The 21600-nt window shown below is 48.8% G+C and carries 23 protein-coding genes and 1 other RNA gene; 14 read left to right on the forward strand and 10 right to left on the reverse strand.

Features of this window, described 5'->3' with window-relative positions:
- Window positions 1-16: 16 nt before the first annotated feature.
- A complete protein-coding gene (locus Q5741_RS06200; RefSeq protein ID WP_305023190.1) occupies window positions 17-1426 on the reverse strand; it encodes an ammonium transporter in 1410 nt (469 codons plus the stop codon).
- A 340-nt stretch (window positions 1427-1766) separates the two neighbouring features.
- Between Q5741_RS06200 and Q5741_RS06205 the strand changes: the two genes are divergently transcribed.
- Window positions 1767-2195: a MerR family transcriptional regulator gene (locus Q5741_RS06205; RefSeq protein WP_305023348.1), complete on the forward strand. Its 429-nt coding sequence runs from the start codon at window positions 1767-1769 to the stop codon at window positions 2193-2195.
- Between the two features lie 39 nt (window positions 2196-2234).
- Window positions 2235-2915: a zinc metallopeptidase gene (locus tag Q5741_RS06210; RefSeq protein ID WP_305023191.1), complete on the forward strand. Its 681-nt coding sequence runs from the start codon at window positions 2235-2237 to the stop codon at window positions 2913-2915.
- A gap of 34 nt (window positions 2916-2949) precedes the next feature.
- Here Q5741_RS06210 and Q5741_RS06215 read toward each other — a convergent pair whose 3' ends face one another.
- Together Q5741_RS06215 and Q5741_RS06220 are read right to left on the reverse strand one after the other, a co-directional pair.
- Window positions 2950-3864 carry a LysR family transcriptional regulator gene (locus tag Q5741_RS06215; protein WP_305023349.1) on the reverse strand — a complete coding sequence of 305 codons (915 nt, stop codon included), beginning with the start codon at window positions 3862-3864 and terminating at the stop codon, window positions 2950-2952.
- Between the two features lie 50 nt (window positions 3865-3914).
- The gene (locus Q5741_RS06220; protein ID WP_305023192.1) at window positions 3915-4553 is read right to left on the reverse strand and encodes a rhomboid family intramembrane serine protease; all 639 of its coding nucleotides are present in this window, start codon (window positions 4551-4553) and stop codon (window positions 3915-3917) included.
- 117 nt (window positions 4554-4670) lie between these two features.
- Here Q5741_RS06220 and tpx point away from each other — a divergent pair, with 117 nt between their 5' ends.
- Window positions 4671-5189, forward strand: coding sequence for a thiol peroxidase (gene tpx, locus Q5741_RS06225; RefSeq protein ID WP_305023193.1), 519 nt, complete (start codon window positions 4671-4673; stop codon window positions 5187-5189).
- Window positions 5190-5248: 59 nt separating this feature from the next.
- Here tpx and Q5741_RS06230 read toward each other — a convergent pair whose 3' ends face one another.
- The 3 genes from Q5741_RS06230 to Q5741_RS06240 form a co-directional block, all read right to left on the reverse strand.
- Window positions 5249-5641 carry a DUF1499 domain-containing protein gene (locus tag Q5741_RS06230; RefSeq protein ID WP_305023194.1) on the reverse strand — a complete coding sequence of 131 codons (393 nt, stop codon included), beginning with the start codon at window positions 5639-5641 and terminating at the stop codon, window positions 5249-5251.
- 158 nt (window positions 5642-5799) lie between these two features.
- Window positions 5800-5990: non-coding RNA, 6S RNA (ssrS, locus tag Q5741_RS06235), on the reverse strand.
- 51 nt (window positions 5991-6041) lie between these two features.
- Window positions 6042-6815, reverse strand: a complete 774-nt coding sequence (locus Q5741_RS06240) for a YesL family protein (RefSeq protein ID WP_305023350.1) — start codon at window positions 6813-6815, stop codon at window positions 6042-6044.
- Between the two features lie 268 nt (window positions 6816-7083).
- On the opposite strand from Q5741_RS06240, the gene Q5741_RS06245 reads away from it, so the two are divergent.
- Window positions 7084-7188 (forward strand): sporulation protein YjcZ, encoded by a 105-nt coding sequence (locus Q5741_RS06245; protein WP_305023195.1) that lies wholly within the window; start codon window positions 7084-7086, stop codon window positions 7186-7188.
- 67 nt (window positions 7189-7255) lie between these two features.
- Here Q5741_RS06245 and Q5741_RS06250 read toward each other — a convergent pair whose 3' ends face one another.
- The gene (locus Q5741_RS06250) at window positions 7256-8815 is read right to left on the reverse strand and encodes a DEAD/DEAH box helicase (protein WP_305023196.1); all 1560 of its coding nucleotides are present in this window, start codon (window positions 8813-8815) and stop codon (window positions 7256-7258) included.
- A gap of 337 nt (window positions 8816-9152) precedes the next feature.
- On the opposite strand from Q5741_RS06250, the gene Q5741_RS06255 reads away from it, so the two are divergent.
- The 4 genes from Q5741_RS06255 to Q5741_RS06270 all read left to right on the forward strand — a co-directional run bounded on the left by Q5741_RS06255 (window position 9153) and on the right by Q5741_RS06270 (window position 13388).
- Window positions 9153-9980 carry a YitT family protein gene (locus Q5741_RS06255; RefSeq protein WP_407074318.1) on the forward strand — a complete coding sequence of 276 codons (828 nt, stop codon included), beginning with the start codon at window positions 9153-9155 and terminating at the stop codon, window positions 9978-9980.
- A gap of 150 nt (window positions 9981-10130) precedes the next feature.
- Window positions 10131-10325, forward strand: coding sequence for a hypothetical protein (locus Q5741_RS06260; RefSeq protein ID WP_305023197.1), 195 nt, complete (start codon window positions 10131-10133; stop codon window positions 10323-10325).
- 283 nt (window positions 10326-10608) lie between these two features.
- Complete coding sequence (locus Q5741_RS06265) at window positions 10609-11811, forward strand: putative glycoside hydrolase (protein WP_305023198.1); 1203 nt, start codon at window positions 10609-10611, stop codon at window positions 11809-11811.
- A gap of 206 nt (window positions 11812-12017) precedes the next feature.
- Complete coding sequence (locus tag Q5741_RS06270; protein ID WP_305023199.1) at window positions 12018-13388, forward strand: MATE family efflux transporter; 1371 nt, start codon at window positions 12018-12020, stop codon at window positions 13386-13388.
- 80 nt (window positions 13389-13468) lie between these two features.
- Here Q5741_RS06270 and pfkA read toward each other — a convergent pair whose 3' ends face one another.
- Window positions 13469-14440, reverse strand: a complete 972-nt coding sequence (gene pfkA, locus Q5741_RS06275) for a 6-phosphofructokinase (RefSeq protein WP_305023200.1) — start codon at window positions 14438-14440, stop codon at window positions 13469-13471.
- Window positions 14437-15489 (reverse strand): tetraprenyl-beta-curcumene synthase family protein, encoded by a 1053-nt coding sequence (locus tag Q5741_RS06280; protein ID WP_305023352.1) that lies wholly within the window; start codon window positions 15487-15489, stop codon window positions 14437-14439. Before Q5741_RS06280 ends, pfkA begins: the two co-directional genes overlap by 4 nt.
- A 289-nt stretch (window positions 15490-15778) precedes the next feature.
- Here Q5741_RS06280 and Q5741_RS06285 point away from each other — a divergent pair, with 289 nt between their 5' ends.
- Entirely contained in the window at window positions 15779-16975 is a 1197-nt protein-coding gene (locus tag Q5741_RS06285) for an MFS transporter (protein ID WP_305023201.1), read from the forward strand.
- 217 nt (window positions 16976-17192) lie between these two features.
- Here the strand turns inward: Q5741_RS06285 and Q5741_RS06290 are convergent, their stop codons facing one another.
- On the reverse strand, window positions 17193-17390 hold the full coding sequence (locus Q5741_RS06290; protein WP_305023202.1) for a cold-shock protein: 198 nt from the start codon (window positions 17388-17390) through the stop codon (window positions 17193-17195).
- A 165-nt stretch (window positions 17391-17555) separates the two neighbouring features.
- Here Q5741_RS06290 and Q5741_RS06295 point away from each other — a divergent pair, with 165 nt between their 5' ends.
- The 5 genes from Q5741_RS06295 to Q5741_RS06315 all read left to right on the forward strand — a co-directional run bounded on the left by Q5741_RS06295 (window position 17556) and on the right by Q5741_RS06315 (window position 21554).
- Window positions 17556-17789, forward strand: a complete 234-nt coding sequence (locus tag Q5741_RS06295) for a hypothetical protein (protein ID WP_305023203.1) — start codon at window positions 17556-17558, stop codon at window positions 17787-17789.
- An 8-nt stretch (window positions 17790-17797) separates the two neighbouring features.
- The gene (locus tag Q5741_RS06300) at window positions 17798-17977 is read left to right on the forward strand and encodes a hypothetical protein (protein ID WP_305023204.1); all 180 of its coding nucleotides are present in this window, start codon (window positions 17798-17800) and stop codon (window positions 17975-17977) included.
- 202 nt (window positions 17978-18179) lie between these two features.
- Window positions 18180-19970: an oligoendopeptidase F gene (gene pepF / locus Q5741_RS06305; RefSeq protein ID WP_305023205.1), complete on the forward strand. Its 1791-nt coding sequence runs from the start codon at window positions 18180-18182 to the stop codon at window positions 19968-19970.
- Window positions 19971-20088: 118 nt separating this feature from the next.
- Entirely contained in the window at window positions 20089-20496 is a 408-nt protein-coding gene (locus tag Q5741_RS06310; protein WP_305023206.1) for a LapA family protein, read from the forward strand.
- Between the two features lie 20 nt (window positions 20497-20516).
- Window positions 20517-21554, forward strand: a complete 1038-nt coding sequence (locus tag Q5741_RS06315) for a M42 family metallopeptidase (protein WP_305023207.1) — start codon at window positions 20517-20519, stop codon at window positions 21552-21554.
- Window positions 21555-21600: the final 46 nt, after the last annotated feature.

A 21600-nucleotide genomic window follows, 5' to 3' on the forward strand; every position in this document is an offset into this window, starting at 1 on the left:
AGTTCCTTATTTCAAATTAGGAGAAAGAACCACTTTTGGGAGCACGCGCTTCAGCATCAGTAACCAGCTTCATTTGCTCCGGATACCCGTAAGTACCATGCTCGCTGATATCCAGCCCCATAGTCTCTTCTTCTTCTGTAACCCGGATGCCCATAATCGCTTTCATACCGCCAAGGATAATGAAGGAGATAACAAGTACGAATACAAAGGTACCAACCATACCAAGCAGCTGAACACCCAATTGATGGAATCCGCCGCCGTAGAACAAGCCCGCTTGGCCTACTGAAGCCAGTTCCGGTGTAGCGAAGAAACCTGTGGAGATCGCACCCCACATCCCCGCAATACCGTGTACAGAGAATGCATAAACCGGATCATCCAGCCCTGCACGCTCAAACCACTGTGCTGTGAAGAAAGTGATAATACCTGCAACTGCACCGATCACCAGAGCGGCCCACGGAGCAACAAATGCACAGGAGCCCGTAATGGCAACCAGGGCTGCCAGAACACCGTTCAGCATGCTTGGAATGTCAGCTTTCCCAAATACCATCCAGGATACCAGCAGAGCGAATACGCCGCCTGCAGCTGCAGCAATATTTGTAGTCAGTGCAACATAACCGAAGAACCCGTCACCCATGGCCGATACGGCGCTGCCCGGGTTGAATCCGAACCAGCCGAACCACAGAATGATTACACCAATAATGGAGTAAACCTGGTTGTGACCAGGAATTGCATTAGGCTTGCCGTCTTTATTGAACTTGCCGAGTCGTGGTTTCAACAGGAAGGTTGCTACCAGTGCCGCTGTCGCACCTGTCAGGTGGACCACCGTGGAACCGGCATAGTCCTGCATACCGAGCTTGCTCAACCAGCCGCCGCCCCATACCCAGTGAGCAACGACCGGATAAATAATAATGGAGAACAAAATTCCAAATACAATGTATACACTCAGTTTCGCGCGTTCAGCCATACCGCCACATGCGATAGACAGAGACACCGCTGCGAAAGCGAAATGGAACAGGAACATAATCGTCACCGGTACATCCAGACTGGAGAGGGAATCAAAAGAAGTGATAGCATCCGCTCCGCTAAGGAAAAATCCGGTCAGTCCCATAAATCCGTTGCCGCCATCATTACCAAAGCCAAGTCCGAATCCCAATGCCCAGAAGGCCAAGGCTGCAACGCCTGTAGTTAGGATTGTCTTACCTGCTACGTGGCCGGCGTTCTTCATCCGTGTTGAACCGGCTTCCAGCAGTGCAAATCCGGCTTGCATAAAGAATACAAGAATAAAAGCCAAGAACGTAAAGGCAGAGTTAAGCCCAGCCTGCAGTTGAACGTTGGTTGGACCGTCCGCCGCTGCAGCAAATGCACCTACTGGAAACGCCAGTAAAGTCAGCATTGCTAACAGCACCATCATCATTTTCTTTCTCATGTACCCCACTCCCTCTAATGTCAACTTACTTCACACAATGTGAAATTGTTAATGTCATTATAAGCAGAGAGCAACAAACTTGACAAGAGAAATTTTATGAAAATAAAAAATATACTTTTGGAGTTAGGAATGCCATCTTCCTTACCGCACCTTCATATAACTAATAGAGAGCTGTCCAAAGCATAACGTTTGACTGTATGGTTAACTTTCATGTATCATATTTCGTAGGTCCAACCCTTGTTATGCAGGCTTGGGCCTGTGCCTGCAGCCTGTTTGCTGCAATGATGCACACTAGAAGTTTCATTATGATCATTGTCGCGAGGTGATTAACATTGGGGATATGAAATTGTACCGAATCGGTGAGTTGGCCAAGACGGCCGGCGTCAGCGAACGTACCATCGATTATTATACCAAGCTGGGTTTAATCTCCCCGGAGGAACGTACTCTGAAGAATTACCGGCTGTATAATAGTGAAACCATCATTCGCTTGGAACGTATTAATAAGATGAAACAAGAGAAGTATACGTTGGAAGAAATCAAGAACAGTCTGCAGAAGTGGAACATGGTATCCGAAGAGGAGAAGGTTACAGAGAAGCTGACCAGTCTGGAAATGCAGATGGCGCGGCTGGAGCGAGAGGTAAGCGAACTGAAGCCACTTCTCGATCAGGCTAAAGCCCCACAGGACCGCAAGCCGCTGTTGAATTTGCTGGCACGCAGCGCTGCGAGCCTGGAAGCTCTGAAGATTCTGCTTGAACAGAGCATACTTTGATCCATTTTAATGACACATTTTCGACTTGGAGGATGAGCTATGTATTTTGATGGCATGTACATTTTGATTATTATTGCATTTATATTTTCCCTTTGGGCTCAATTCCGGGTCAAAGGAACTTTTAACAAATGGGCTCAAGTCGGTAATGAGAGCGGCATGACCGGTTACGATGCAGCCCGTCACATGCTCGACAGCAATGGACTGGACGATGTACCGATTGAACCGGTACCCGGCGCTCTATCCGATCACTACGATCCAATTCACCGCGTTGTCCGCCTTTCGGAACCGGTATATTACGAACGTTCGATCTCAGCTATCTCGGTTGCCTGCCACGAAGTGGGCCATGCCATTCAGCATAAGGAGCACTATCCGATGCTGACATTGCGTCACCGCATCTTCCCGATCGTGAACATTGCTTCCGGGATTGCCCCCTTCCTGCTGATTGCAGGCTTATTGTTCCAGGCATTTAACCTGATCGGCTTAGGTATCATCTTCTTCTCGGCAACCGTATTTTTCCAGCTGATTACGCTGCCGGTTGAATTCAACGCATCTAACCGCGCACGCCGCGTTATGGTCGAGGAAGGCTATATCCGCAACAATGAGGAACGCGGGGTTGCCAAGGTGCTTAACGCAGCTGCTCTGACTTATGTAGCAGCCGCTCTGATCTCTCTGCTGGAACTGATTCGTTACATCGGTATCTTCAACAGCCGGGACGAATAACAGAATATCGCTTATAACAAAATACCCCAATCGGTTATTTACCGATTGGGGTATTTTCATTAGATAGTCCAAAATAGCGCAGCAGGAAGTTACGAAACGATTCGGCTACCAGCGGCAGCTTGTCATCAGCCCTGTGAATCAAACCGATGGTGCGTGTCACTTTGGGCTCCGCAATGGGCACTCGCGCCGGCTGCAGCGGATTTGTCTGAAAGAGCGCCATTTCTGGCAGCAGACTGACTCCCATTCCTGCAGCCACCAGGCCGCGAATCGCATCTGTCTCCTCACTCTCAAAAGCGATGGAAGGCGTAAATCCGGCTTGAAGACAAGCATCCCAGACGATAGGACGGAGTGAGTACCCGCTGCTGAAGAGAATAAATTTGTCATCCTTCAGCTGTTCCAGAGAAATACTCTCCTCTTGTGCCAGCGGATGGTTCGGCGGAAGGATCGCAAAGAGCTCCTCTGTCAGTACAATATCCCCTGCCACCTGATCATGGCTCTCGGGAAATGGCGAAACAAAAGCAAGATCTACTTCACCCGACATCAGATCCTTAATCAAGGACGGGAATTTCCCCTGCTTGAACCGAAATTTAACATTAGGATAACGATGCTTGAATTCAGCAACCACTGATGGAATCAGATGGATACCCAGACTGTGCGGAAAGCCAATGCGGATCTCCCCCTGTTCGGGGTCCAGAAACTCATGCACCTCTGTTACAGCTCGCTCCAGATCCTTCATAATCCCTTCGACCCGCTTGCAGAAAAGCTGTCCCACAGCGGTCAGCTGCAGGTTCCGTCCTTTTTGCATAAACAAATTAACTCCCAGTTCTTCTTCCAGCTGATGAATTTGTCGGCTGACGGCTGACTGTGCAACATGGAGTTCTTCGGCAGCCTGGGTTACATGCTCTTTCTGTGCTACCTTCATAAAATACTGCAGCTGTCTTAATTCCACTTCCTTAATCGCTCCATTCCTTTGATCCGCATTCACTCAATTGTTTTTACTTAATCCCGCTTATGCTGCCGGATGATGCGCCGTTTCAGCAGCCGAAGCATCAGACCATAAATAAAGAAACCGCCGATAAGGCCTCCGAAATGCGCCATCCAGTTCACATTCGCTACCGCAAAGGAGAAAATAATCCCGAAGCCTAACAGCGTGTAAAGCGTTTTGCGTGAAGCCTCATCCATCATCTGCCGCTGGAACAGGGCAATATACAAAAACGCTCCGTAGACCCCATAAATCGCTCCGGATGCCCCGATCATAACCGTCGCCTCTGCGGCCGCATTGTAATGGGCAATCGAGATAATATTCCCGAGCAGCCCGCTTCCCAGATACAGCAACGCATAACGCCACGAGCCGAGCAAACGTTCCAGCGGCGGGGCGAACACCAGCAGGGCAAAGCAGTTGAACAGCAGATGGTCAAATCCCGCATGCAAAAACATGGACGTCAGATAGCGCCAGAGCTGTGCATCAAAGGGAGAATCATTCAATAAAGCCCCAAACCGAACGAGCGTCATCACATTCGTTGAACCGCCGTTAAAGGTAAGGACGAAGAACATAATAAGGTTGATCAGCAAAATAAGTGAGGTGACCGGATAATAACGCAGATAACTTCTCCAGTTCTCATACCTGATAAAAATCATTCCATATCAATTCCTTCAAGATTAAGTTGGTCCTGAATTGGACTTTATTCCTTACTAAAGATTATAATGGATTTCATATGGAAAGACCAAACATTCACCACATGGAGGTTTTACATAATGACTGAACAACGTACGGGTGTCGCTACATTCAAAGGCAGCCCCATCACGCTGCTGGGTCCGCAGCTGCAACCAGGCGACAAAGCGCCTGATTTTACTCTCAACAAAAATTTGCTTGAAGAAGTATCTCTCAAGGACTTTGCTGGCAAAATTAAACTGATCAGCGTTGCCCCTTCACTGGATACCGGTGTGTGTGACGCGCAGACCCGCCGTTTCAATACGGAAGCCGCAGAGCTGGGTGATCAGGTAGCGGTTCTTACCGTAAGCGTTGATCTGCCATTCGCCCAAGCCCGTTGGTGTGGTGCAGCCGGCATTGACCGGGTACTGACACTCTCTGATTACAAGCAGCGCAGCTTTGGTCAATCCTATGGTGTGCTGATTCAGGAGCTGCAGCTGGACATGCGTTCTATTTTTGTTCTGGATCAGAATGACAAGATTGTTTATGTTGAGTACCTCAAAGAAATGTCCGAGCATCCGGATTATGATTCAGCTATCCAGGCGGTCAAACATCTTCTCTAGAAGGCAGACATGGAAAAAGCGAGCGAAGGATCCCCTTCCTCGCTTTTTTACTGTCAGACTTAACTGTGTACTTTATATTGTGCCAGCTTCTTGTCCAGAATACTGAACAGTTGAATAATAATCCGGTAATTAGCCCCCATGTCGCCAAGTGAACCGCGGGAAGCCGAATAAATATCAACCGCACTTCGGACCGGAGTAACCGAGAGAATCGAAACTGTAATATCAATCGTCCGGCCGAATCCGGTTCGTTTCTCCATCGTAATCTCTCCTACCGACGGCACTTCATGAAGCACTTTGAAGCCAGGAACTTTCTTTAGCGTCGAGGATACCTCTTCCCATGCTTTATCTCTAGAAAGATTATAATAGCGAGTTTTCATCTTCGGATCCTTCGCGCGGTCGCTTGTGCCTTCATGGCTGCGTACTACACCAACCAAGGTTCTCTTTAACGACAAGACGTTTCCCCCTTTTTCTGTATCAAGGCTTATATAGACCTAGTGTACCATTGTTGAAGCGATAACAAAAGAGAAGAGTGTAAACGGTTTATTATAGGTATATAAAAAGAGCTCAGCTTATCCTGTATCAGGAATTAGCCAAGCTCTGTCATGAATCATATAGACCCGCAATGCCGTCCGATTATAGTGTCTTCTGAACCTGCTTCAGCAGGTGGGTGACTGCAGGAAACGCTTACGAAGTCCCCTTGTCATATAGACAGGGCTGGTCGGCCGCGTACCGTGTTAATCTCCCTAGACAATGTCATTGGTTCAAAACAACGAATAACCGAGGCGTACACCGCAGGATGTATAAGTATTATAACCCCATTAGAGCTAAAAGTAAACGCTGCGTTAACTCCAATTATTTGGTTTTCGTTTCGTTGTCGATGACAGGGTTTGTCTCTTCACCTTCTTCTTCTGCAGCCGCCTGCATCTTCTCCATCTGCGTCTGCATCTTGAGGAATGTGCCATAGAAGTTGAAGAAAGCCAGCCAAGCAATAAGAGCACCAATAAAGAAAGCGAACAGTACCGGATACAACACGCCGATGTAGACCAGCACACCGCTGCCGATCAGCGTCGAGAACACCCGGAACGGACGGATCAGGGTGAGCAAAATTGCATTTTTGATAATAAGTCCAATAGACATATGGTAATGAGCAACCATTGAGAAGAAATTAAACAGGGAGACAAAGAGCAGCAGCAGCAGAATCAGCATGACTATACCCACCAGCTGCAGGTTCGGGAACTGAGCCATATACACTTTGTAATCCACATACATAACTACAAAAAGAAGTGTATAGAAAATACCGCCAATCAAGCTTTGCAGATAATTTTCCTTGAACCCTCTAAAAAACGTTTTAAAAATTTTGATATCACTATCGCCCATCACCCATTTACGGACTACCGTAAACATAGCAGCCGTCGCCGGGAATAATGTAAGCGGTGCCACAATACCCATAGCCCAGTTCATTTGCAGTGATTCATTCGTAAAGTTCTGGTTCATTAGCAGCAGCTTCATAACAAAGCAGAATACGAACGGCGAAGAACATAAAATCCACAGCAGGTTGGTCGCTGCAAAACGGGTGATCCACTCCGTCAGTCGGTAAATACCGCCCATCGCGCCTTTAAATTCCAAAAAACTCTCCTCCTCCGCAGCAGGTGCGTCTACCATCTCACCGGGAAATACGGACACTCCACAGCTTCCTCCGGCACAAATGATCAGCTTATTCAACTGCGCTCCAATATGCTTTACTACTAATATAACGCATGTTTACCCCTAAAAGCCAGTACCCGGCTGATGCCCATTTTATCGGGACCGGGTCATTCGTCTAGTCAATCCCCTGACATTTGCCATACAATGCTTACGTATAAACGATGAATTGAAGACTTAAGGAGGTTATCATATGTCTCATGTTGCAGGTTATCCAGGCGGTGTCTGGACATCAACAGGTGCAATTCTGGTGCTTTTCATTCTTTTGGTCATCATCAGCAAAACTTTTATCCTGTAGTTCGCTCAACTTAATCCTTTACAAAAAAAACCGAAGCGCACGCGCTTCGGTTTGAGTTCATTGATAATTATTCGTTGCTGTCTTCACGCTTCGCTGGACGACGGTTCTCACCGCTGTAGCTTGGACGAGGCTTACGGTCCCCGCGGTTATTGTCACGGCTGTAGCCGCCCTCTTTGCCGCGGGAAGAATAGCCGCCTCTTCCGCCGCCGCCGCCACTGCGGTTGTTGTCACGACTGTAGCCGCCTTTACCGCCGTAGTTGGATGGCTTACGTCCGCTTGAGCGCACATCTGGTCTGCGGCGCTTAGCACGGATCGGATCCTCAGGAGTCAACTCAATGTTGGAGTCCTTCTTCTCGCCAGTCATCAGTTTCAATGCTGCAGACAAAAGCTGTACCGAATCATATTGTTCCAGCAATTGGATTGCCAGACCTTTGTATTCATTCAGCTCACCGCTCTGCACAGTTTCAAGCATACGCTCAGCAGTGATACGCTGTTTGCCTTCAATCGCCTCAGCCAATGTAGGCAGCGGCTTGCGAGGAATGCGGTGACGTGTCACACGCTCGATGAAGTGCAAGTGATCCATCTCACGAGGCGTTACGAAGGACCAAGCTGCACCCTCTTTACCCGCACGGCCTGTACGGCCGATACGGTGTACATAGCTCTCGGGATCCTGTGGAAGGTCAAAGTTCACAACATGAGTTACACCGGAAACGTCGAGACCGCGTGCAGCTACGTCAGTTGCTACCAGAACGTCAATGCTGCCGTCACGGAATTTGCGCATAACGGTATCACGCTGGTTCTGGGACAAGTCACCATGCAGACCGTCAGCGGAGTAACCGCGCTTCTGCAGTGCTTCGGACAGCTCGTCTACCCGGCGCTTCGTACGACCGAACACGATCGCCAGTTCAGGAGATTCCATATCAAGCAAACGGCTCAGCGCTTCGAACTTCTGACGTTCAGGAACTTCAATGTAAGCCTGATCGATCGACGGTGCACTTACCTGCTTAGGAATAACCGATACGTGCTCAGGATCTCTGAGGAACTGTTGAGCCAGCTTTTGGATGTTGGAAGGCATCGTTGCCGAGAACAGCAGCGTCTGGCGCTCGTCCGGTACCTGCTTTAGGATCGACTGAATGTCTTCCATGAAGCCCATATCCAGCATTTCGTCCGCTTCGTCAAGAACGACGGTCTGAACATCTTCCAGCTTGATCGTTTTGCGGTTGATATGGTCAAGTAAACGACCTGGTGTGCCGATAATAACTTGAGGCTTTCTTTTCAGTGCACGGATCTGGCGAACGATGTCTTGACCGCCGTAGATCGGAAGGGTACGGATGCCCTTGAAGCGGGACAGTTTCTCGATCTCTTCGGACACCTGGATCGCCAATTCGCGGGTAGGAGCCATAATCAGGGCTCTGATCTTCTCGTCCGTCTTAGGGATTTTGTTAATAAGGGGAATACCAAAAGCTGCTGTCTTACCTGTACCTGTCTGGGCTTGGCCGATCATGTCTCTGCCTGACAGCGCAATAGGAATTGACTTTGCCTGGATTGGAGTTGCCTCCTCAAATCCCAGCTCGGTAATGGCCTGCAATACCTTCGGTTCTAAATCAAAATCTGCAAATGTCGTCAAATTTATTCATACTCCTTCTATATAGTGGACATGGTGGACATTCCACGATCTTGTCTGTATTCTTAAGTAGCGGCAATGTTTATAGGCTATCCCGTAAGGCGCAAATGTTTGCATGTACCCAAATAAAACCAGATATTTAGGACGGGTATTTACACCCCGAATCTAACAAAAACTACACAAAGGCAGTTGTTAACCATTAAAAATTGAAGCTTTATTTTCAAATAGATTCCTACTCAAGAATATCCAATCAATAGTATACCATAAATCAATTCACAAATACCAGCAGACTGCAAATAAGCTGACTACTCTGGATTTGAATTAAGTTCAATGAGGTGAAATGAATTTGTTAAAAGTGCTATGGAACAGTCTGGTCATTGTGATTGGTGCAGCCTTTATCGCCTGCGGCTTTAATCTGTTCCTTATCCCCCATCATCAGCTGAGCGGCGGCGTATCCGGCCTCTCCATGCTGATTGGCTATTTTACCAGCTTTGACATCAGCGTCATGTATTTTGTATTGAACATCCCGATTCTCGCTGCGGGCTGGTTTATTCTCGGCAAAAGATTTATCAGCTTCAGTATGCTGTCCGTCGTCGCGACAACCTGGTTGATTGCCGTCGTTCCCGTCAAGGCCGTGGCGACTGATGCCTTTCTGGCCGCTGTTGTCGGCGGTGTGCTTGTCGGTATCGGGGCAGGCATTTCATTCAGGGTAGGCGGATCCTCGGGCGGTTTCGATATTGTAGGCTCTATCGTTACCCGATACCGTGATTTCCCTGTCGGTATGGTACTGGTGGGCCTGAACGGTCTCGTCATTCTGGCTGCTGGATATTTGAATAATGATTGGAATATCGCGCTGGCTTCCATGGTCTCAATTTACATTACAGGTAAAGTTGTGGATTTGATCCATATCAGCCATACGAAGGTCACTCTGTTCATCATTACCAGCCATACCGAAGAGCTGCTGGCCAGTCTGCTGGCACTCCCGCGGGGTGTGACCAAGATCAAATCCGAAGGTGCTTTTTCCCATACGGAGAAGGATATGCTGATGACGGTTACCACCCGGTATGAGTTGGCTGAACTGAAACGGATTATCAAGCAAACTGACCCCGGCGCTTTCGTCAATATCGTGGAAACCGTCGGCGTGATGGGTTCATTTCGAAGAAGATAATCAGAAGATGGTGCAAATGTAAAGTGTAATTTTACTCAATTCGGTGTTATACTAGTAGTGCGCGGTTCCTAAGATTCATGAACTTCAGATTTACCCGATTGTTACACAGGCATTCTGCTTTTCCAATTCGAACTGGGAAAGGGTGATTTTGTGGAAACAGAAACGGTAACACTGTCTGAAATCGTCATGAGATGGTTCCCAGAGATGCTTCCCTTCCTGAAGCAGAACGAACTGAATTCACTAATCGTCCTGCGCGACGGCATTAGTATCCTGGAGCCAGAGGATGCCATGGAAATCATTCAATACAGCATTTGCGAACACCAGATTAACCTGTTTCTGCATTAAGCAGCACACCTGCCGTTTCGTTCGGAAGTTCATTCCGGATGGAACGGCATTATTTTTTTTGCCCACGTCCATAATTCCGCTCATCCCTTATCCCTTCTGACTTCCCATGCCATATTCTCCCTGATTCGTGTCCTTTGTCCGATTCAAAAGCACAAAAGCTCGTGTATAATCTACAAAGATACTTGTCGGAAAGGCTCGAGAATTGTTACAATGCTGTTCCTTTCTGTTATACGCTTTTGGCTATAATAGCCTTGGAATGCAAATCAAGGGAGAGATTCGGATCATGAACTTATTTTGGACCATATTGGCGCTTACGTTGGGAAGCATGAACAGCACGCCGGCTGCAGGAGGTCCTCAGACAGCCGCTTCCTGGGAAACATCGATCAATCAGGCCGTCATCCAGGGGATCACACATCAAGGCACAGGCACCCAGGGGCAAACAGCAAACCCGGATGGAACTGGCAGCTCTTCTGCCAAAGTTGATCCACAGCCCGACGCTCCTGAGGTTAGAGGCATTTACGTCACGGCATACAGTGCAGGCGGCTCTCGTATGACACAGCTGCTTGATCTGATTGATTCAACGGATTTGAATTCGATGGTTATTGACCTTAAAGATGATGCTGGTTACATTACATACCCCACCCAGAACGCCAAGCTGCAAGAGATGGGGAAACCACAGAAATTTATTAAAGACATGAATCAGTTGATGGCACGGCTGCAGAAACACAACGTATATCCGATTGCTCGTATTGTTGTATTCAAAGATACGATCCTGGCTAACAAGCATCCAGAGCTCTCTTATGTCAATCCGGACGGAACCATCTGGAAAAACGGGAAAGGCGACAGCTTCGTCAACCCTTATAATAAAGAAGTCTGGGATTACAACGTTGAACTTGCCAAAGAGGCCGCTCAGCTAGGGTTCAAGGAAATTCAGTTTGATTATGTACGATTCCCTGAAGGATTCGAAAAACGTGCAGACAAGCTGAAATATACAAAGTCAGACAAATCGCGTGTTGACGTGGTTTCGGACTTTGTTCAGTATGCGAAGCAGCAGCTGGAGCCGCTGGGTGTCCGGGTCTCGGTAGATATCTTCGGGTACGCAGCTTCCGTCCCGGCCGCTGAAGGGATCGGGCAGGATTTTGTGAAAATCTCGAAAAATGTGGATGTCATCTCACCGATGATTTACCCCAGCCATTACACAACGGGTTGGTTCGGTGTCAAAGATCCGGATAAAAATCCGTATCAGACCATCAAGGGTTCCATTTTAGATACTCACAAAAAATTAGATCCTATCGGCAGTTATAAGCCGGTCATTCGCCCATGGATCCAGGATTTCACAGCAAGCTGGCTGGGCAGCGGCCACTACGAAAAATACGGCAAACAGCAGGTGGAGGATCAGATCCGGGCTTTGCATGACATGAATGTAAATGAATATTTGCTCTGGAACGCAACCAACCGGTATACACAAGGAGTTAATTATAAATAAAAAAGTGTCCTGCGGGACTCCTGGCGCCTGCCGAAATCATAACGATACTATACATTATCCCATCTGCACATCATTCCTTACGAACATCATCTAATCCGCCTCTATGGCGGATTTTTTTGTGTTTCTTTACTCTGGTCAACCTGACACGGTTCCGCTACAATTAGTGATTGAACTGTTCTCTATATCACAGCAAAGTAGGTCATTTTATGAAACCAACTGCTTCTCTCGGCGAAAAATGGCGCCAATTCGCTGTTATCCTTCTTCCTATTCTGGTGACCCAGGTAGCATTGTCAGCCATGACCTTCTTCGATACAAACATGTCGGGGCGCTACAGTCCTGCTGATCTGGCGGGTGTCGCCATCGGCGTCAGCTTATGGAATCCGATTCAGACAGGACTCAGCGGTATTTTGATTGCCATTACACCGATGGTTGCGCAGATGCTGGGTCGAGGACGCAAGGATCAGATCGGTTACCAAGTGATTCAGGGTCTATGGCTGGCCCTGCTGATTGCCGGGCTTGTGATCGGTGTCGGCGCTCTAAGCCTCCAACCGATCTTGGACAGCCTTGGACTGGAGAGCCGGGTTCGCAGCGTTGCTCTGTACTATCTATCGGCCATGGCCTTTGGCGTTATACCGCTGTTCGGGTATACGGTTCTGCGCAGCTTCATGGATGCGCTGGGACAGACACGCGTTACCATGCTGATCACGCTGATCTCCCTGCCCGTAAATATTTTCATTAACTATCTCTTTATTTATGGAAACTGGGGATTCCCGCGTCTCGGCGGCGTAGGTTCAGGTGTAGGATCGGCGGTTACCTACTGGATTATCTTCCTCATCGCTATCGTATTCGCCCATAAAATGCAGCCGTTCGCCGGCTACAGCATCTTCCGCCGATGGTATGGGGTCTCATTAGCCAAATGGAAAGAACTCCTGAAGATTGGCGTACCGATTGGATTCGCAACCTTCTTCGAAACCGCCGTCTTCGCGGCTGTAACGCTCATGATGAGCCGGTATGACACCATGACGATTGCAGCACATCAGGCAGCTATCAACTTTGCTTCTACCCTGTACATGATCCCGGTGAGTATCTGTATGGCCCTGACCATTCTGGTCGGTTATGAGGTTGGTGCCAAGCGGACGAAGGATGCAGGGCAGTACAGCATACTCGGTATCGGATCTGCTGTGGTCCTCTCCCTCCTCGCCGCAGTCATTCTCGTGGTCTTCGGACAGCAGGTAGCCGGGCTGTATTCAAAGGATTTACATGTGATTGAACTGACGCAGCAATTTTTGATCTATGCGATTTTTTTTCAAATTTCAGATGCGATTGCCACACCTACCCAGGGTGCGCTGCGGGGTTACAAGGACGTGAATCCAGCCTTCTTTCTCACTTTTGTGTCTTACTGGCTGATTGCTTTGCCCGTCGGCTATATCACGGCCAATTATTCAGGCTTTGGTGCATTCGGATACTGGATTGGTCTGATCACCGGTCTTGCTGTAGGGGCCATCACCTTATTATGGCGGCTTGTCGTGGTTCAGCGTAAACATGCAAAGGGCATTCTTCCATTAAATCCAAAATAAATGGCTTTAATCACAAAAGCCTGAATCCTTAGTAATAGGATTCAGGCTTTTTGTACTGTTGGGATATAGAAACTCAGCAATTATTGCGACAGGCGCAGTGCCAGTTCGTAAAGCTCCATGTTGAATGGCTTTTTGGTATTTACGACTTTGTCGATATCAGTTGTCACCAGCTCGCCTTTGATGATCCCGCAGGCTTTGTCAGATTCACCTTCAATCAACTTGCGTACGGCGAAATCACCGAGGCGGCTGGCAAGGTTGCGGTCGAATGCGGTTGGCGTTCCGCCGCGCTGAATATGGCCAAGAACGGTTACACGAGGCTCATAGCTTGGACAGCTCTTCAGCACTTCCTGAGCTACAAGATCGCCGCTGCCTGCACCTTCAGCAACAATGATGATACTGTGGCGTTTGCCATGGGCGAAATTCTGCTTCATCCGCTCGGATACTTCCTCGAGGCTGTACTCCACTTCAGGAACCAAAATCGTCTCCGCCCCGGAGGCTAGACCGGCATGAAGAGCGATATCCCCGCAGTGACGGCCCATAACCTCTACAATTGAAGAACGTTCATGGGAAGACATCGTATCCCGAAGCTTGTTGATCGCGTCCACTACAATGCTGACAGCGGTGTCAAAGCCAATCGTGTAATCCGTATAAGAGATGTCATTATCGATCGTGCCCGGCAGGCCCATCGTCTTGATCCCCAGCTTGCTCAGCTTGTTCGCGCCTTGGTAGGATCCGTCTCCGCCAATAACCACCAGGCCATCAATGCCGTGGTCGCGGAGGATCTGGGCCCCCTTCTGCTGGCCTTCAGGTGTCATGAATTCCTTACAGCGTGCAGATTGAAGCACCGTACCCCCGCGCTGAATAATGTCTCCTACACTGCGTAGATCCATCGGGAAAATATCGCTGTTAAGCAGGCCTTGATAACCGCGCTGAATACCATAAACCTCAAGTCCGAAATACAGGGCACTGCGCACAACCGCACGCACTGCTGCGTTCATCCCCTGTGAGTCTCCGCCACTTGTCAGTACTGCAATCTTTTTAACTGCTGTCATGAATGTTTCCCCCTCATATTTCTCATAAAACGCCTGCGGATCCATTGGCTGTTGACCAGGAAGAACAGTCGCATCAACGGGCTCTTCTTCATCAATCGCTTGGACACAGTGCGGACTTCCTGCTGCTCACTTACTTTAGGATCGGATAAATATAATGCAAGCAATCCCTCGATAATCATCTTGTGGAATGAACTTGAGGGAATGTTCATTACATCTTCCCGCGCGCGTTCCACAATAAATGCGATTCGGTCCAGCATCTCTTCAGCGTTCTGATAGTAATTGCAAAAATTCAGATCGCCGCCCAGCCGGTCTTCATCCTGATCGATCAGATAATCCAGCATAATATGCAGACAGCATACATGAGGAAAATAGGAAGCGTGGATGACAGCCGCCTGTTCGCTGGTCAGCCGTCTGTCGCTTGCCGCCAGAAACAGCATGAATACACCCAGGGTGGAGCCTGTTGCAGCCGCAAACTCATTCCAGTATAATTCAGGCGTCCGGTTCTTGTGCAGCTGCCACCAATCCAGCAGCGCCTGCTCGCGAAGCTCAGGTTTGATGTGCTTGTAAACCTGAAGATCGGTATACAGTCTGGCCAGATCCTGAATATACGGCTTGGCCGCCTCATACCCAGGCAGCTGCCGGACACGATTCTGACAGCTTGTAACCAGGCTCTGGAGGTAACCCCCATCCTGATCCTCCTGGTGCAGGGCATAATAATCAACCGGCACCGCCTCGGGATCAACGGCGTCCAGCATGGATTGATGAAGCAGCCTGAAGTCTTCAGGATCCATAGAGGTACTTCGGTCGCATAAATTATCCAGATAATCACTGATGGTCTGGTAGGACACAATCAACGGAATGAGTGTGTGCCTCTCTGGCATATTGCCAGCCGCATAAACTGCGCCGCCCAAGCAGTGGAATTCTTTACTTTCAATACTCGCAAGCGCCTGTTTCCTTAACTCAGGATCAGGAATCTCATCCGCCGCCTTGCGCCAAATGTCGAGATTCTGCTGCGTTTCGGGCAGTACATGCTTATAAATCCGGCCCATCAAACCTATGGGACCGCGTGGAACCTGATAGGGTCTCAGTACATGATCACTCAATGACGGTTCCTCCACATTGTTGTCTACGTTTTTTATATCTATCCTTAACCTTCAATGTAATTATAATATGATCCAACCTTTTGTACAAATGATCTAAGTCATGGTAAGGCCTGAGAACAGCTAAAATTGAATATTTTTTAAAGTCGTTTTCCGCTTGACATCCCGTGATATAATGGCAATATTTTATAATCGGTCTACGCTTACACGCAAATCGACAGAACGGAGTCCTTCAATTATGAAATCTAGTTTAGTTAAGCGGCCTGATCAGGCCTGGCTGCGCGCCTTCCTGTTCACCGTATTCGGAGCGATGGTTCTGCTGGTGTCTTATTTCCCGCTTTATTACAGGCATCTCGGCTTCAGCAGCACCCAGATTGGTTATTTGTACGCCATCGGCCCCATGATCTCTATTTTCTCTAATATGTTCTGGAGCATGGCCAGTGACCGATACGGCACAATTAAGAAGGTGCTTTTGGTACTGCTGGCAGGACAAATGCTGCTCGCCCTTTGCCTTGCAGCAACCTCTTCATTCGGGATGGTTCTGTTCATTATTACTTGCTTCTACTTCTTCTATTATCCGATTTATCCGCTTGCGGATACGATGTCCATCTCGACGGCAGCCAAATACGGCAAAAATTTCACTACCATCCGCGTATTCGGCTCTCTTGGTTATGCTTTCTTCGCCATTGTGATCGGCTATATTCTGACCTCGGCCGGTTCGTCCTGGGCTATATGGGTTGCAATCGGATTAGCACTGATCTCTCTGGTCATCGGGTTTCGGCTCCATGATCAAAGCAGCGGTGCACCCGGTAAAATGAATGTATCTGGTATCCTTGATATCCTGCGCAGCCGGGAAATGCTGTGGTTTTTCGCATGTGTGTTCCTTCTGGCGATCGGACATCGCATGAACGAAGCATTCCTGACAATATCCCTGCAGGATCTGGGGGCTGATCAAGGCCTGATTGGCTGGGCTCTGCTCGTCTCATCGATCAGTGAAATTCCGATGTTCTTCCTGCTCAGTCTGTACGGAGACCGGTTCCGGGAGCTGCCCTTGCTGATTATCGCCAGCCTGATGTATGTACTCCGGTTCTTCCTCATGGGAATTGTAGATACGCCCGTCGGCATGATGGCTGTTCAGGCCATGCACAGTGTCACTTTCGGTATCTTCTATGTAACCTCTCTCCGATATCTGACACGGCTGGTGCCTTCTCAATTCCGTGCTACTGGCATGGCCCTGTTTACCATCGTGTGGTCCAGCGCCTCGGGTCTGCTCAGCGGCGCCTTTGGCGGCATCATATTTGAGGAGGCGGGACGAACAGCCTTTTATTACACGGCGATGGCATTTTCACTTGCGGCTTTCGCTGGTCTGATCCTGAAACCCCTTCTCGTAAGGTCCACTGATTCGGTAACCGCTGATTCACCAACTGAATTTTGATTTTTCACCAATCCAGCATAATTGAACCCATTCAGTAGAACAAATCAATTAAGTTATGAAAAAAAGACCTCGGGCAGCCGTTCTGCGACGGAACCCGGGGTCTTTAGTGTGATTACATCTATGAGAGCGAAAAAGACGCAATCTTCTTGTCGAACAATTGCGTCTTTCATTAGTCAATTCATCCGTGCTTTTATAAGAGTTCCGTGAGGAACCAATCTTACAATTTGATTACGTTAGCTGCTTGGGCGCCACGGTTGCCTTCAGTGATTTCGAATTCTACCGCTTGACCTTCTTCCAACGTTTTGAAGCCATCGCCTTGGATTGCGGAGAAGTGTACGAATACGTCTTCGCCACCTTCAACTTGGATGAAGCCATAGCCTTTTTCTGCGTTAAACCATTTAACTGTACCTTTCAAGTGAACAACCTCCTAAAAATATCGCCATCTAGGGCGAATGTCTACATTATACTTCATCGTTTCTTACATTGCAATTCACATTTGGCCTCTGAGGAATGCCATTTGCTTTGCAGCGGGGTGTGCGGTATCATTGACCCAAAACCTCAAAAAACGGAGAAATTGCCAATGATTAAAAAACATGAAATATATAAAAAAGACAAGTGGAACATGATGACCGTCGAAGTCCAGGGGCGTTACATCGTGCTGCGTGAAATCTCGGATGACTGGGGCGAAGAAACCCATACCTTCCTCAGCCGTCCTGCGTTAATGAATTGGGCGGAAAACCGCTTTAATAAGGAATCATTCCAGGGTAACGAGGAAGAATGGCGCCAGATCATGGACGCTTTCAAAAAGGTGTAGTCTGCCGGATGAATACAGGGAATATACTGATTTTTATTATACTGGCTTTCACCTTATCCATTGTCCTCATCCTCAAGCGCGATTCCATTGCTCCGCCTTTTAAGCGCTGGATGGCCCTGTTCGCCGTCATCATGATGTGTGTTGCCTTTTTCCTCATTATATTCAGTCTGCTGGGCATGGGTGCCTGATTCCATCGTTTAGCAATAAACTTCTTCCGAAGCGGTCATACTACATGTACATTGAACGCTTTGGGGAGGATAACCCATGAAATTAACCGCCTGTCTTGCCGCCCTTCTGGCCGGCTGCATGCTGGCTCCCGCTGCAGCGGATTCCGCTGAGCCGGGGGCCGCACCTCAGCAATTATCTGTAACCAATCAAAGGAGGCTCCCCATGAGTAAAGTGTTGAAACGATCTGAAGTTGCTGCTGAAAACAGCTGGAAACTGGAAGATTTGTTCCCTGACCAGCAGTCCTGGAACCGGGAATACGACGAAGTCAAAGCTCTGGCCAGCAAGGCCGCTGAATTCCAAGGCAAACTGGACACCGCTCAAGGCATCAAAGCCTGCTTCGAGCTGGAAGACGAGCTGTCCCTGAAGACCGAGCGCGTGTATGTCTATGCCCATCTGCATCATGACGAGGACACTGCGAATCCTACATATCAGGCGTTATCCCAAAAAGCAAAAAAGCTGAGCGTTGAAGTCCGGGAAGCTCTTTCCTTTATCGTTCCGGAAATTTTGGCACTGCCGGAGGATCAGCTGGATGCTCTCATTAAAGATCCTGCACTAAAGCCTTATGCATTCACGCTGACCGAGTTCAAACGTGAGAAGGCTCACATCCTCGGCAAGAATGAAGAAGCCCTGCTGGCACAGGTAGGCAACCTGTCACAGGCGCCGCAGACTATCTTCGGTATGCTGAACAATGCGGATCTGAAGTTTCCCAAGATCAAGGATGAGCATGGCAACGAAGTAGAACTTACCCATGGCAGCTATATTCAATTCCTGGAGAATCCGAACCGTGAAGTCCGCGAGCGGGCTTTCAAGGCCGTATATGAGACTTATGCCGCAAACAAAAACACGATTGCTGCTACACTGAGTGCTAACGTAACCAAGAACATTTTTTACTCCCGTGTGCGCAAGTATCCTTCTGTACTGGAAATGTCGCTCTATGGGGACAACATTCCTAAGGAAGTGTATACAAACCTGATCGACACGATTCATGAGAGCCTTCCTTTGCTGCATCGTTATATGAAGCTGCGCAAGAAGCTCCTCGGCGTTGATGAACTTCATATGTACGATCTCTTTGCTCCTTTGGTTGAAGAATACAAAATGGATATCACGTATGATGAAGCCAAGAAGACAACCATCGAGGGACTCAAACCGTTGGGCGAAGATTACCTGAAGTCTCTGCAAAAAGGTTATAACGAGCGCTGGATTGATGTTTATGAGAATGAAAACAAACGTACCGGCGCATACAGCTGGGGTGCCTATGGCACACACCCGTATGTGCTGCTGAACCATAAAGACAACCTGAACAGCATGTTTACCCTTGCGCATGAGATGGGTCACGCCTTACATTCCTACTACTCGGACACGACACTTCCTTACCGGGATGCCCAATACACGATTTTCCTGGCAGAAGTCGCTTCGACTACCAATGAGGCTCTGCTGATGGATTATCTGCTGAAAAAGTCGACCGATCCAAAGGAAAAGCTGTATTTGCTGACCTACTATGCGGACCAGTTCCGCACAACGGTGTTCCGTCAGACGATGTTCGCCGAGTTCGAGAAGCTCGTGCACGAACGTGCAGAAGCCGGCGAATCCCTGACACCGCAGCTGCTGTCCGAGATTTATTATGATCTTAACGTCAAGTATCATGGCAACGATATGGCCGTTGACAAAGACATTGAAATGGAGTGGGCAAGAATCCCCCACTTTTACAACAGTTTCTATGTATACAAATACGCCACGGGCTTCTCGGCTGCAACCAGCTTCTCCAAACAGATTCTGGAGGAAGGCCAGCCGGCGGTTGACCGGTACCTCAGCTTCCTGAAAAGCGGCGGAAGTGATTATTCCATCGAAATTCTCAAAAAGGCCGGCGTAGACATGTCCACACCGGAGCCCGTCCGCGAAGCAATGAGCGTATTCGAGGATGTTATATCCCAGCTGGAGAAGCTGACTTCCTGATAGCTTTTGAGCTATCCGTTTCGTTTTACACAGGCGCACCGCCTATATGGTGCAATAAAATCCCTTGCCCGCTGTGACAAGGGATTTTATACTTGTTGTCAAAGGAGGTGGCTTCGTTATGAAAATGCAATGGTCTCTGATCGCCGCACTTATATTCGCTCTTCTGATCGCAGTCTTTGCAGTCATCAACGTCGACCCTGTACAGGTAAACTTCATGTTCAGCACCGTATCCGTTCCTCTGATTCTGCTCATCCTCAGCTGTGCCCTTATCGGAGGATTGGTCGTTGGAGCCTTCGGGATCTATCGTCAGTATCGTCTGCAGCGCCAGATCAAACAGTTACGAACTCAACTCCAACAAATTCAGGAAGCCACCGGATATGAACCGAATCATGCTGCTCCTTCTGCCGGAACGGCACCGGTCGTTGATGACCGTTCAGTGGAATGGAATTCCCTCGAATCACAGGAGAGTGAACAGCCGCTGCTTCAGGACACGGCCATGCCGAACAAGAACCGCGGCGAACAATAAAAGGAGGATTTGCAATCATTATGTCATCCCAATTAAACGAAAAATATATGCTTCAACTGCTGGAAGAGCTGCTGAATACACCCAGCCCCAGCGGCTATACCCATCACATCATGGAACGGATCCAATCCGAAGCGGACAAGCTCGGTGTGCCTGTGAGCTGGAACGCCAAAGGCGGTGCCATCCTGGAACTCGCTGGTGAAGATGACAGCCGTACTCTAGCACTTAGCGCCCATGTGGATACACTGGGTGCCATGGTGCGCTCCATCACACCTCACGGCACATTGAAGCTGACGTCCGTCGGCGGCTTTACGATGCACAGTATCGAGAATGAGTATTGCAAAATTCATACCCGCTCCGGGCAAACCTATACCGGGACCATCTTGTCCCTGCATCCGTCTGTTCATGTCTATCCGGATGCCAGAACCTTCGAACGCAAAGAAAATCATATGGAGGTTCGCATCGATGAGCTGGTGGAGAATAAAGACGACGTACAGAAGCTGGGCATCGCAGTCGGCGACTTTATCTCCTTCGACGCACGTGCAGTTGTCACATCCAGCGGCTACATCAAATCCCGCCATCTCGATGACAAGGCCAGTGTGGCAGCGTTATTCGGCCTGCTGGAGTCAGCCAAGCGAGACGGCTGGAAGCCCCATTACAATGTGAAGCTCCTCATCTCCAACTATGAAGAAGTTGGACATGGTACGTCTTATATCCCGGCAGACATCGATGAAATGATCGCCGTGGATATGGGAGCGATGGGAGATGACCTCAGCTGCAAGGAGACCGATGTTTCCATCTGTGCCAAAGACTCATCGGGACCATATGATTATCATATGACTTCCAAGCTCATTGAGCTTGCACAAGCAGAGAACATTGCTTACGCAGTGGATATCTATCCCCAATATGGATCTGACGCTTCAGCCGCTCTGCGCGGGGGCAGCAACATCCGGGCTGCCCTGATCGGGCCGGGTGTTCATGCATCGCACTCTATGGAGCGTACACACAAGCAGGCGGTAGTGAATACGGCCAAGCTGCTGATCGCTTATATCCGCGCTTAGGAATAACGGCCGTGGAGTGAATTCAAGTCATTATATACAAATTAAG

Origin of the sequence: Paenibacillus lacisoli (assembly GCF_030580655.1) — a bacterium.
GTDB classification, from domain to species: domain Bacteria; phylum Bacillota; class Bacilli; order Paenibacillales; family Paenibacillaceae; genus Paenibacillus; species Paenibacillus lacisoli.